At 68.4% G+C, this 12408-nt stretch carries 11 protein-coding genes; 2 read left to right on the forward strand and 9 right to left on the reverse strand.

Annotated features, from left to right (window positions below; genetic code table 11):
• From carB to pyrR, 5 genes are read right to left on the reverse strand one after another with little or no spacing between them, the layout of a single operon-like run.
• Entirely contained in the window at positions 1 to 3327 is a 3327-nt protein-coding gene (carB, locus tag HRC28_RS16400; RefSeq protein WP_182376532.1) for a carbamoyl-phosphate synthase large subunit, read from the reverse strand.
• Entirely contained in the window at positions 3327 to 4466 is a 1140-nt protein-coding gene (gene carA, locus HRC28_RS16405; RefSeq protein ID WP_182376533.1) for a glutamine-hydrolyzing carbamoyl-phosphate synthase small subunit, read from the reverse strand. Before carA ends, carB begins: the two co-directional genes overlap by 1 nt.
• Positions 4463 to 5776, reverse strand: coding sequence for a dihydroorotase (locus HRC28_RS16410; RefSeq protein ID WP_182376534.1), 1314 nt, complete (start codon positions 5774 to 5776; stop codon positions 4463 to 4465). The genes carA and HRC28_RS16410 overlap by 4 nt, the downstream gene beginning before the upstream one ends.
• The gene (locus HRC28_RS16415) at positions 5773 to 6732 is read right to left on the reverse strand and encodes an aspartate carbamoyltransferase catalytic subunit (RefSeq protein WP_182376535.1); all 960 of its coding nucleotides are present in this window, start codon (positions 6730 to 6732) and stop codon (positions 5773 to 5775) included. Before HRC28_RS16415 ends, HRC28_RS16410 begins: the two co-directional genes overlap by 4 nt.
• The gene (gene pyrR, locus HRC28_RS16420; RefSeq protein WP_182376536.1) at positions 6729 to 7325 is read right to left on the reverse strand and encodes a bifunctional pyr operon transcriptional regulator/uracil phosphoribosyltransferase PyrR; all 597 of its coding nucleotides are present in this window, start codon (positions 7323 to 7325) and stop codon (positions 6729 to 6731) included. The genes HRC28_RS16415 and pyrR overlap by 4 nt, the downstream gene beginning before the upstream one ends.
• Before the next feature lie 157 nt (positions 7326 to 7482).
• Here pyrR and HRC28_RS16425 point away from each other — a divergent pair, with 157 nt between their 5' ends.
• The gene (locus tag HRC28_RS16425; protein WP_182376537.1) at positions 7483 to 7965 is read left to right on the forward strand and encodes a nuclear transport factor 2 family protein; all 483 of its coding nucleotides are present in this window, start codon (positions 7483 to 7485) and stop codon (positions 7963 to 7965) included.
• 27 nt (positions 7966 to 7992) lie between these two features.
• Here the strand turns inward: HRC28_RS16425 and HRC28_RS16430 are convergent, their stop codons facing one another.
• Together HRC28_RS16430 and HRC28_RS16435 are read right to left on the reverse strand one after the other, a co-directional pair.
• Positions 7993 to 8934, reverse strand: a complete 942-nt coding sequence (locus HRC28_RS16430; protein ID WP_182376538.1) for a hypothetical protein — start codon at positions 8932 to 8934, stop codon at positions 7993 to 7995.
• Positions 8935 to 9344: 410 nt separating this feature from the next.
• Positions 9345 to 10277, reverse strand: coding sequence for a hypothetical protein (locus HRC28_RS16435; RefSeq protein ID WP_237111529.1), 933 nt, complete (start codon positions 10275 to 10277; stop codon positions 9345 to 9347).
• On the opposite strand from HRC28_RS16435, the gene HRC28_RS25410 reads away from it, so the two are divergent.
• Positions 10276 to 10473, forward strand: coding sequence for a hypothetical protein (locus HRC28_RS25410; RefSeq protein ID WP_237111530.1), 198 nt, complete (start codon positions 10276 to 10278; stop codon positions 10471 to 10473). The genes HRC28_RS16435 and HRC28_RS25410 overlap by 2 nt on opposite strands.
• Positions 10474 to 10539: 66 nt before the next feature.
• On the opposite strand, the gene HRC28_RS16440 is transcribed toward HRC28_RS25410, so the two are convergent.
• On the reverse strand, positions 10540 to 11925 hold the full coding sequence (locus HRC28_RS16440; RefSeq protein ID WP_182376539.1) for an NAD(P)/FAD-dependent oxidoreductase: 1386 nt from the start codon (positions 11923 to 11925) through the stop codon (positions 10540 to 10542).
• 72 nt (positions 11926 to 11997) lie between these two features.
• Complete coding sequence (nusB, locus tag HRC28_RS16445; RefSeq protein WP_182376540.1) at positions 11998 to 12405, reverse strand: transcription antitermination factor NusB; 408 nt, start codon at positions 12403 to 12405, stop codon at positions 11998 to 12000.
• Positions 12406 to 12408: the final 3 nt, after the last annotated feature.

Below are 12408 nucleotides of genomic sequence, written 5' to 3' on the forward strand. Positions count from 1 at the left end.
TCAATCACCGGACTTCGCGGCCCCGGCGGCGTTCCACTCCTGCAGCGAGCGCACGCCGACCGTGCCGGAACGGATCGCTGCGATGCCTTGTACGGCGGCCGCCAGTCCCTGCACGGTGGTGATGCAGGGCGTGCCGGTCAGCACCGCGGCAGAGCGGATCTCGTAGCCGTCGACGCGCGAGTCACCGCCGCCAGTCGCACCGTGGGGCGTGTTGACGATCAGGTCGATCTCGCCATCGAGGATCATCTGGACGGTCGTCTTCTCCCCCGCCGGTCCGGTGCCCTCGAAGTGCTTGCGCACGATCGTGGCCTGGATGCCGTTGCGGCGCAGCACCTCGGCGGTGCCCTGGGTGGCGAGGATCTCGAAGCCGTAGTCGACCAGCACGCGGGCCGGGAAGATCATCGTCCGCTTGTCGCGGTTGGCGATCGAGATGAAGACCTTGCCCGAGGTCGGCAGTGAACCGTAGGCCGCAGCCTGCGACTTGCTGAACGCGGTGCCGAAGTCGGCGTCGAAGCCCATGACCTCTCCGGTCGACTTCATCTCCGGGCCGAGGACCGTGTCGACGAAGTTGCCTTCCTTGGTGCGGAACCGGTTGAACGGCAGCACCGCTTCCTTGACCGCGATCGGGGAGTCGGCCGGCAGCGTGCCGCCGTCACCCACGGCGGGCAGCACACCGGCGGCGCGCAGCTCGGCGATCGACTCGCCGAGCATCAGCCGAGCGGCGGCCTTGGCCAACTGGGTGCCCGTGGCCTTCGAGACGAAGGGCACCGTCCGCGACGCGCGCGGGTTGGCCTCCAGGACGTACAGGACGTCAGACCCCAGGGCGAACTGGATGTTGATCAGGCCCTTCACTCCCACGCCGCGGGCAATGCCCTCGGTCGCCTCGCGGATCCGGGTGATCTCGGCAGCGCCCAGGGTGATCGGCGGCAAGGCGCACGACGAGTCACCGGAGTGGATGCCGGCCTCCTCGATGTGCTCCATCACGCCACCCAGGAAGAGGTCCGTGCCGTCGTACAGGGCATCGACGTCGATCTCGACGGCGTCGTCGATGAACCGGTCGACCAGCACGGGCCGGTCGGGGCTGATCTCGGTGGCCGCCTCGATGTAGGCCTTCAGGGCCGTGTCGCTGTAGACGATCTGCATGCCGCGTCCGCCGAGGACGTACGACGGCCGCACCAGCACCGGGTAGCCGATGGTGTGGGCGATCGCCTGGGCGTCCTCGAAGGAGACCGCGGTGCCGTGCTTGGGCGCAACCAGGCCGGCCTCGGCGAGGACCCGACCGAACGCGCCACGCTCTTCGGCGAGGTCGATCGCCTCGGGGCTGGTGCCGACGATCGGAACGCCCGCGTCCTGCAGGCCCTGCGCGAGTCCGAGCGGGGTCTGGCCGCCGAGAGTCGCGATGACGCCGGCGATCGGGCCGGCGGCCTTCTCGGCCTCGTAGATCTCGAGCACGTCCTCGAGGGTGAGCGGCTCGAAGTAGAGCCGGTCGGAGGTGTCGTAGTCGGTGGAGACGGTCTCCGGGTTGCAGTTGACCATGATCGTCTCGTAGCCGGCTTCGCTCAGCGCGAGCGAAGCGTGCACGCACGAGTAGTCGAACTCGATGCCCTGGCCGATCCGGTTCGGGCCGGAGCCGAGGATGATCACGGCCTGCTTGCCCTCGGCCCGCGGCTGCACCTCGGTCTCCTCGTCGTACGACGAGTAGTAGTACGGCGTGGCGGCAGCGAACTCGGCCGCGCAGGTGTCGACGGTCTTGTAGACCGGGCGGACACCAAGGGTCTGCCGCGCGATCCGGACCTCGGACTCCTTGAGACCGCGGATGCCCGCGATCTGGGCGTCCGAGAAGCCGTGCCGCTTGGCGACCCGGAGCGCACCGGCGTCAAGCTGCTCGGTGGCAGCAACCTCGTCCGCGACCTCGTTGATGAGGAACATCTGGTCGACGAACCACGGGTCGATCTTGGTGGCGTCGTGCACCTCGGCCTGGGTGGCACCAGCGCGGATCGCCTGCATCAGCTTCTGCACGCGACCGTCGTGGGGCACCTTGATCGCTTCGAGCAGTTCCGCCTTGTCGCCGAGCGGGGAGGCCCAGTCGAAGGGCGCCTTCTTGTCCTCGAGCGACCGCAGGGCCTTGTTGAACGCCTCGCTGAAGTTGCGGCCGATCGACATCGCCTCGCCCACGGACTTCATGTGGGTGGTCAGCGTCGTGTCGGCGGTCGGGAACTTCTCGAACGCGAACCGCGGGACCTTCACGACCACGTAGTCGAGCGAAGGCTCGAAGGAGGCCGGGGTCTCCTTGGTGATGTCGTTGGGAATCTCGTCGAGCGTGTAGCCGATGGCGACCTTGGCGGCGATCTTCGCGATCGGGAAGCCGGTCGCCTTCGACGCCAGCGCGCTCGACCGGGACACGCGCGGGTTCATCTCGATGACGATGACGCGGCCGTCGTCGGGGTTCACGGCGTACTGGATGTTGCAGCCGCCGGTGTCAACGCCGACCTCACGGATGATGCCGATCGCCAGGTCGCGCAGGTGCTGGTACTCGCGGTCGGTCAGCGTCATCGCCGGGGCGACGGTGATGGAGTCTCCGGTGTGGACGCCCATCGGGTCGAAGTTCTCGATGGAGCAGATGATCACGACGTTGTCAGCCTTGTCGCGCATCACCTCCAGCTCGTACTCCTTCCAGCCGATGATCGATTCCTCGATCAGGACCTCGGTGGTCGGGCTGGCGGACAGGCCGGCGCCGGCGATCCGGGCCAGGTCCGTGGCGTCGTACGCAATGCCGGAGCCGAGGCCGCCCATCGTGAACGACGGACGTACGACGACGGGGTAGCCCAGTTCGACGGTGGCTGCCTCGACCTCGTCCATCGTGTGGCACACGTAGCTGCGGCAGGTCTCGCCGCCGACCTTGTCGACGATCGCGTTGAACAGCTCGCGGTTCTCGCCGCGGTGGATGGCGTCGAAGCTGGCACCGATCATCTCGACGCCGTACTTCTCGAACACACCGTTCTCGTGCAGCGCGATCGCGACGTTGAGCGCGGTCTGGCCGCCGAGTGTCGGCAGCACGGCATCGATCGGGAAGCCGCGGTCGGCCTCTCGCGCGATGACCTTCTCGACGAACTCGGGGGTCAACGGCTCGACGTACGTGGCGTCGGCGAACTCGGGGTCGGTCATGATCGTGGCCGGGTTGGAGTTCACGAGGACGACCCGCAGGCCCTCCTCCTTGAGCACCCGGCACGCCTGGGTGCCCGAGTAGTCGAACTCGCAGGCCTGGCCGATCACGATCGGGCCGGACCCGATGACCAGGACGGACTTGATGTCTTCACGCTTCGGCATCAGGCGTTGCCCTCCAGCAGCTGTACGAATCGGTCGAAGAGGTACGCCGCGTCGTGCGGACCGGCGGCGGCCTCGGGGTGGTACTGGACGGAGAACGCCTTGAGCTTGCCTGTTTCGGTGGTTGAGCCTGTCGAAACCCGGAGCTCGAGGCCCTCGACGACGTCGTCGTTGAGGCAGACGTGGCTCACCGTCGCGGAGCCGTACGGCGTCTCCGTGGCGGTGTCGCGCGGGGCGTCCACGGCGAAGCCGTGGTTGTGCGCGGTGACCTCCACCTTGCGGGTCGTCAGGTCCATCACCGGCTGGTTGATGCCGCGGTGGCCGTACTTCAGCTTGTAGGTGTCGAAGCCGAGCGCGCGACCGAACAGCTGGTTGCCGAAGCAGATCCCGAAGTACGGCAGGTCGCGACCCAGCGCCTCCTTGAGCAGCTCGACCTGACCGGTCGTGGCGGCCGGGTCGCCCGGGCCGTTGGAGTAGAAGAGCCCGTCGGGGTTGACGGCCAGAACGTCTTCCAGCGTGGAGGTCGACGGCAGCACGTGCACCTCGATGCCGCGCTCGCTCATCCGCTGGGGGGTCATGTCCTTGATGCCGAGGTCGAGAGCCGCCACGGTGAACCGCTTCTCGCCGACCGCGGGGACGACGTAGGCCTCGCTGGTGGAGACGGCCTCGGACAGGTTGGAGCCGCCCATCTCGGCGGACGCCTTGACCTTCTCCAGCAGCACGGCCGGGTCGGTCTCCGTCGTGGAGATGCCGACGCGCATGGCGCCCCGCTCACGCAGGTGGCGGGTCAGCGCCCGGGTGTCGATGCCCGAGATGCCGACGACTCCCTGCGCGCGCAGGTCGTCGTCGAGCGAGCGCTGCGAGCGGAAGTTGCTGGGCACGCGGGCGGGGTCGCGGACGACGTACCCGGCCACCCAGATCCGCTTCGACTCCGGGTCCTCGTCGTTCATGCCCGTGTTGCCGATGTGCGGGGCCGTCATCACGACGACCTGGCGGTGGTACGACGGGTCGGTCAGCGTCTCCTGGTAGCCGGTCATGCCGGTGTTGAAGACCGCTTCGCCGAAGGTTTCGCCTTCGGCGCCGTACGCCTCCCCATGGAAGGTGCGGCCGTCCTCGAGGACGAGCAGGGCGGGGGTGGTCACAGGAGTGCTCCTTCCGGCGTGGCTCCGTATGTCACCGTGCCACGCAGGAGCGTGGCGACAACGGAGCCCGTCAGCTTGCGGTCGTGCCAGGGGTTGTTGCGGCTCAGCGAGACGCTGGCGTCGCGGTCGACGACGACCTGCGCTGCCGGGTCGATCAGGGTCAGGTTGGCCGGTTCGCCGACGGCAACCGGGCGGCCGTGGCCGTCCAGTCCGGCGATCCGGGCCGGGTTGGTGCTCATCACACGGGCGACGCCCGCCCAGTCGAGCAGGCCGCCCTCGACCATGACGGTGCTGACGACCGACAGGGCGGTCTCCAGACCGAGCATGCCGAACGCCGCGTCAACGAAGGCGTGCTCCTTGTCGTGGCGCGCGTGCGGAGCGTGGTCGGTCGCAACGGCGTCGATCGTGCCGTCGGCCAGCGCTGCGCGGAGTGCCTCAACGTCCTCGTTGGGTCGCAGCGGCGGGTTGACCTTGAACGTCGGGTCGTAGGTGCCGAGCAGGTCAGTCGTCAGCAGCAGGTGGTGCGGGGTGACCTCCGCGGTGACGTCGATGCCCTGAGCCTTCGCCCAGCGGATCACCTCGACGCTGCCGGCCGTCGAGACGTGCGCGACGTGGACCCGGCTGCCGGTGTGGCGAGCCAGCATCACGTCGCGCGCGACGATGATCTCCTCGGCGACGCCGGGCCAGCCGGGAAGGCCGAGCCGACCGGACAGTTCGCCCTCGTGGCAGCACGCGGTGGAGCCGGCGAGGGACGGGTCCTGGCTGTGCTGGCTGATCACGCCACCGAACGCCTTGACGTACTCCAGCGCGCGGCGCATCACCCGCGGGTCGGCCACGCACTTGCCGTCGTCGGAGAACACCCGGACCTTCGCGCGCGAGCGCGCCATCAGGCCGAGCTCGGCGAGCTCTTCGCCACCGAGCGCCTTGGTCACCGCGCCGACCGGCTGGACGTCCACCAGGCCGGCGGTCCTGCCGAGGTCGAACACCCGCTCAGCCGCTTCGGCGGTGTCGGTGACGGGGTTCGTGTTGGCCATGGCGAGCACTGCGGTGAAGCCACCGACGGCCGCCGCACGGGAACCGGTCAGGACGGTTTCCGCGTCCTCGCGGCCGGGCTCGCGCAGGTGGGTGTGGAGGTCGACGAAGCCGGGCAGCAGGACCAGGCCCGCGGCGTCAATCACCGTCGTCGTTGCGCCAGCCAGGTTGGTTGAGCCTGTCGAAACCCCGAGCTCCTGGATGACGCCGTCCGCGACGAGGACATCGGTCGTCGTACCGTCGGCAAGGGCAGCGCCCTTGATCAGGATCGAGCTCATTCGCCCACTCCTTCGTTGCCCTGGGGTTCCCCAGTCAGCAGGTGGTAGAGCACGGACATGCGGACGGCGACGCCCGCGGAGACCTGGTCGAGCACGGCCGAGTCGATCGCGTCGGCCGCGTCGGCAGAGATCTCCAGCCCGCGGTTCATCGGGCCCGGGTGCAGGATCGGCGTGCCGGGCTTGAGCAGGGAGAGCCGGTCACGGGTCAGGCCGTAGCCGACGGTGTACTCACGCGCGGTCGGGAAGAACCCACCGCTCATCCGCTCGCGCTGGACGCGCAGCATCATCACCGCGTCGACCCCCCGCGAATCAGTCAGCACCCCGTCGAGGTCATAGGAGGTGGCGAACCCGGCTTCCTTCGACCAGTCGGCAACGCCAGCCGGCATCAGCGTCGGCGGAGCGACGACCGTGACCGTTGCGCCGAGCTTGATCAGGCTCTTCACATTGCTGCGGAACACCCGGCTGTGGGTCAGGTCGCCGACGATCGCGACGTGCTTGCCCTCGAGGGTGCCGAGGCGGCGGGTCAGCGTGTAGCCGTCGAGCAGCGCCTGCGTGGGGTGCTCGTGGGTGCCGTCACCGGCGTTGATGACCGGTACGTCGACCCAGCGGCTGATCTGCTCGGCAGCGCCGCTGGCGCCGTGCCGGACGACCAGTCCGTCGATGCCCATGGCGGTCACCGTCAGCACGGTGTCGCGCAGCGACTCCCCCTTGCTGGCGCTGCTGCCCTTGGCAGACAGGTTGATCACGTCGGCCGAGAGCCACTTGCCGGCGATCTCGAAGCTCGAGCGGGTCCGGGTGGAGTCCTCGAAGAACAGGTTGATGACGGTGCGGCCGCGCAGGGCCGGCAACTTCTTGACCGAGCGCTTCTGCACGTCGTGCATCTCGGCAGCCGTCGTGAAGATGTCCTCGATGTCGCTGACCTCGAGGTCATCGATGCTGAGCAGGTGGCGGGTCATGCCTCACCTCCATCAATCGGGCCGGTGCTGTCGACGATCCGGACCTCGTCCTCACCGTCGGTCTCTACCAGGCGCAGGCTGACTCGTTCGCTGCGTGCGGTGGGGAGGTTCTTGCCGACGTGGTCGGCGCGGATCGGGAGCTCGCGGTGGCCGCGGTCGACCAGTACCGCCAGTCGTACGACGGCAGGTCGACCAAGATCGGAGAGGGCATCGAGCGCGGCGCGGATCGTCCGGCCGCTGTAGAGCACGTCGTCGACCAGCACGACGGTCTTGCCGTCGATGCCACCGGCAGGCACCTGGGTGCGGCTCGCCACCCGCGTGGGATGGCTGCGCAGGTCGTCGCGGTACATCGTGACGTCGAGGGACCCGGTCGCGACCGTCGTACCTTCGACCTTGGCGATGCTCGCCGCGATGCGCTCGGCCAGCGGGACCCCGCGGGTCTGCAGTCCGAGAAGCAAAAGATCCTCGGCGCCCTTGTTGCGCTCGAGGATCTCGTGGGAAATGCGGGTCACGGCCCGGTTGATGTCGCTGGCGTCGAGAACGACGCGGCCTTCGGCCCCGTGGTGGGACCCGGATGTGGCGTGCGCAGGCAAGGTTGGCTGACCTTCCTTCTCCGCCTCACAGGACGGCTCGTTAAAGGATGTCGATCGGGTGCCACCCTACCGGTCGCCCGGGACTCTGGACGAACCGGGATCGGTGTGCCGCACGACACCGGTCGACAGAAACTAGAACACGTTCTAGGCTCGGCGAATGGACCTTGCCGCCGTCGAACAGATCAAGCGCCTCAAGCACCGCTACTTCCGCACCCTCGACCTGAAGTTGTGGGACGAGTTCGGGGACTGCCTGGCCGAGGACGTCGACGCGCAGTACGGCACCCAGGCGATGGACAAGCCGCTGCATTACGACAACCGTGCCGACGTGGTGGCCTTCATGACCGAGAACCTCGGCCCCGGGATCGTCACCGTCCACATCGCCAACCACCCCGAGATCGACGTCGACGGCGACACCGCCACGGGGTCGTGGGCCTTCGAGGACACCGTGATCGTGCCCGACTTCAAGGTGCAGATCCGCGGCGCCGGCTACTACGTCGACACCTACCGCAAGCACGCCGACGGCGCCTGGCGGATCGCGTCGACGAAGTACGAGCGCATCTACGAGGCGATGACCTCCCTCGACGACACCCCGAGCTTCAAGCTGATCGCCAACCGCTGGGACCCGTCGCTCAAGCACTGAGGGTGCAGGCCGAGCCGCGGGTGCACGTCAGCGCCTCTTCTCGCGCTTCATGGTTCGGGTCGTCAGCGCCTCCATGACCTGTTCGACCACTTGTGTCATCTCGCGACGAACCAACGGCTCCTCAACTCCCCCGCGCGCGCACCACGACGCATTGCGGAGGACGACGATGTCAACGCGCTTCGGGGTCCGACGCATTCGGATTCCGTACGTCCCAAAGTCTTCAACCTGGTCCGGCAGGTGGTGCTCCAGAACGATCTCGATCGGGAGCCCGTCGACCCACTTGTTGATCCCGCCTTCATCCGACCCGAGGCGGTCGAACATCTCGAGCGCAATCTTCTCGGCGAAGCCGACGCCGTCAATGTCTGGGATGCACCCGGCGCGGAGTCCGACCCCGAAGCCGTGGAACACGGTGATCCCGGGCGTGCTGTCCTGTACGTGGGAGCCGTACGGCGCCCGGACGATCTCCGGTCTCGCGGCGCTCACCCGTGCCCCGTCAGTACGGCCGACCAGTGGTTCTGAATGGATCTCGCGAAGGACCGGATCCAGTGAGACGAACACCTGGCCGTGAGGGGTGCCCGGCCGAGGAACGAGCTGGACGGTGCCGTCGACCCAACGAAGCGTCTTCGCGCTGGCTCTGAAGTTGCTCAACGAGTTGTAGGCGACCGCTGGCGCTGACCGTGCAATGAGCTCCTCGGTCGTCCTCTCCCTGACCTCGATCACGGCTCGGCCGAATCCGTCATCGGCGACCCGGAAAGTGGCTCGCGCGGTCATCGACCTGTTGGGGTTCGCCTTCCAGGGCGAGGTCCAGACGAACTCCATGTCCTGTGCAAGTACTCGGGCACGTACTCGCTCGACCGCCTCCAGCGACCAGCCGCGATGCGGAGCCAACTCAACGACGGCGCCATGGATCAGGTCCAGCACGAGGCGAGCCCGGTCGTGCGCTGTGAGTTCGGCTACCACCTCTGGCACGAAGACGACGCCATGCTCCCAGTCACGGTGTCTGCCTGTGGAGACCTGAAGCTGTACCGCGTCGTCGTCATGCAAGTGGGAGGAGAACCGCAAGCTCGAACAGGGACCCTCGAAACGCTCGACGCGGAGAGCGTCGCTGTAGGCCTGAGACACCCGGCACGCCGACTTCACCAAGGCGTCCGTAGCGGGATCGTCGGTCCACAGTTGGTTCTCCCAGCCGCCCGACGGCCAGAACTCGATCCAGCTGAAGACTGCCAACTTGCCTCTACCTTCCACCGTGGGTCCTGTGACCGCACGATCTTGGCTCGGCCAACCACAGCGTTACACAGACGAACCCTCCAGATGCGCCGTCTTGCCTGCGCTCAGCACGCACCACGTGAGTGCTGAGCGCGGGTAAACGACTCCAAGTCCTACAGCGCCGCGGCCATCCCCGCGCACGCCCGCAGCCAGGAACGCTTCGTCTCCTCGGAGAGCTGGTCGTAGGGAACGACCGACCCGGAGACGAGTGCCGGGTCATACGGCACCCGATAGACGCCGCGGGTGCGCTGTTCGTACACGGCGACCAGGTCGCGGGCGAGGTTCTCGTCGACCTTGGGGCTCGGGTCGGAGAGCACGGTGATCGTCTTGTACTTGAGGTTCTCGTAGCCGGCGTCCTGCAGGGCGTCGAGCATCCACAGGCCGCTGTACCCGGTGTCCTCGCGGATGGTGCTGGTGACGACCAGGAGGTCTGCCTTCTCGGCGGCTGCGAGCCAGTTCTCGGCCCGGAGGTTGTTGCCGGTGTCGACCAGGATGATGCGGTAGAACCGCTCGAGCAGCGCGTGGACCTCACCGAAGTCCTTCGCGTGGATCACGCCGGTGACGTCCGGGCGCTCGTCGGAGGCAAGTACGTCGAAGTGGGCGTCGCCCTGGGAGCGGACGAATGCGCCGAGGTCACCGATCCGGGACTGGTAGACGTCCTTGAACCGGCCGAGATCCTCCAGCAGTTCCCGCGTGGTGTTGCGGTGGGTGCTGCGGGCACCGCGGATGCCGAGGGTGCCGCGGGTCTCGTTGTTGTCCCAGGCGATGACGCCGCCCCCGCGCACGGTGCCGAAGGTGTGGCCGGCGGCCAGCACGCCGGTCGTCTTGGCCGCCCCGCCCTTGGGGTTCACGAACACGATCGTTCGTGGACCGTCGAAGTCCTTCTGGATCTGAGACCGGTCGCCCTCGAACGCCTGCTCGCGGGCGCCCATCGCGGGCTTGATCAGACCGCCGCTCCAGCGGCGCGTGCGTCCCCGCCAGCCCCAGGTCGCCGGTCCGAGCTTCTTGTCACTGTCCCGACGGTCCAGGAAGTCGGTCGCCGTCATGAAGCGCCGCGGGTCGGGCGGCACCGGCGGGCCCACCGGCGGGCTCGACGGCGGCGGAGCGGCCGGCCGCGCGGCCGGTGGCGCAGCCGGTGGCGCTGTCGTCGGCCGTGGCGCGGTGTGCGCAGAGATCGGATCCGGCATCGGGTCCCTGAGGGGATCACTGAGCGGGTCGCTGAACGGGTCGGTCAAGGGCTGACTCACGAGAACCTCCGAGATAGGCAGTCAGATGGCCTAAAGGCGTGGCCAACCTACCCCGAGGCCTCTACCCGATGTCGGAGAGTGCAGTCTCGATCGCCCGATGGAAGGTCGGATACGCGAAGTGCATCCCCTTCAGCGTGGTCACCGGGACCTCCGCATGCACCGCCGTGACGAGCATGCCGATGATCTCCCCGCCCGACGGCCCGACCGCCGTGGCGCCGACGAGCACGCCCCGGTCGAGGTCGGCGACGACCTTGATCACGCCGTGGTTGCCGACCTTGTGCAACCAGCCCCGGCTCGAGTCGGGCAGCTTCGCCAGTCCGACGCCGACGTTCAGACCGGCGTCGCGGGCCTGCTGCTCGGTCAGCCCGACCGAGCCGACTTCCGGATCGGTGAAGGTCGCGCGGGCGACAGCGCGGTAGTCCGCCCACGGGCCGTCCTCCCCCGTCAGGTCCCTGATCACGACGTTCGCCTGGTACATCGACATGTGCGTGAACGCGCCCTTGCCGGTGATGTCACCGATCGCCCAGAGCCCGCCCACGGATCCAGTGACCCGCATCCGCTCGTCGGTGTCGAGGATCCGGACGGCCGGATCGAGCCCGTGCGTCTCCAGTCCGATGTCGCCCACGTTGTTGCGCCGCCCGGCCGCCACCAGCAGCGCGGCGGCACCGATCGACGTACCGTCGGCCAGGCCGATCGTGAACCCACCACCCTCGTGGCTGACCGCGGTGATGCCGACGCCGGCACGGACCTCGATTCCCTCGGCCTCGAGCGCATCGGCGACCACGGCACTGGCCTCCGGCTCTTCTGGTCCGAGGATCCGTTCGGCCGCCTCGACGACGGTGACGTCGACGCCGAACCGCGAGAACGCCTGCGCGAGCTCGCAGCCGATCGCTCCCCCACCCAGGACAACCAGGCTCGCGGGCAGTTCACGGACCTGCACCACGTCGCGATTGGTCCAGTACGGCGTCCCGGCCAAACCGTCGATCGGAGGCACCGCGGGCTCGGTGCCGGTGTTCAGCACCACGCCCCGTCGTACGACGAAGTCCCGCACGCCGTCGGCGGTCTCGACCTGCATGCGCCCCGGCCCGGCGAGCCGGCCGGTACCGCGCACGAACTGCGCGCCCGCGCGCTCCAGGCGCTCGACCGCGACGATGTCGTCCCAGTCATCGGTCGCCTCGTCGCGGATCCGGTCCGCGACAGGCGTCCAGTCGGGGGTGACCTCGGCCGAGCCACCCAGCGAGGAGACCCGCCGGGCCTCCTGGAGCGCATCGGCGGCACGGATCATCATCTTCGACGGCACGCAGCCGTAGTAGGGACACTCACCGCCCACGAGGCGGCGGTCGACCCCGACCACGGAGAGTCCGGCCTTGGCCAGGGAGGCGGCGACGTGCTCGCCACCCGGTCCGAGTCCGATGACGACGACGTCGACCTCAGTTGATTCCGGCATGCCACCACACTGGCACGCCCCAACAAGGTCGTCGAGTAGCCGCGAGCGCCAGCGAGCGGCGTATCGAGACGCCTAAACCAGAGTGGCTTTGCTCCGCTGGATGGCGCCAAGGACACCGTTGACGAACGAAGGCGACTCATCGGTCGAGAGCTCGCGCACCAGACCCATCGCCTCGGTGACGGCCACCGTGTCAGGCACGTCATCGGCCCAGAGCAACTCCCAGACACCGATGCGCAGGACGTTGCGGTCCACGGCGGGCATGCGGGACAGGCTCCAGTCGGTGGAGAACTGTACGAGGATCTCGTCAATCCGCACCTGGTGCTCGGACACCGCGCGTACCAGGACAGCGGTGTACGGGTTGGTCAGCTGTTCGCCGTCGGCCGTGACGCGCTCGAGCGCCTCGAGTCCCGACTCGCCCCGCATGTCCGCGGCGTAGAGGACGTCGAGTGCTCGCTTGCGCGCCTTGGTCCGGGCTCCCACCTG

This window comes from Nocardioides sp. WS12 (assembly GCF_014108865.1).
Taxonomy (GTDB): Bacteria; Actinomycetota; Actinomycetes; order Propionibacteriales; family Nocardioidaceae; genus Nocardioides.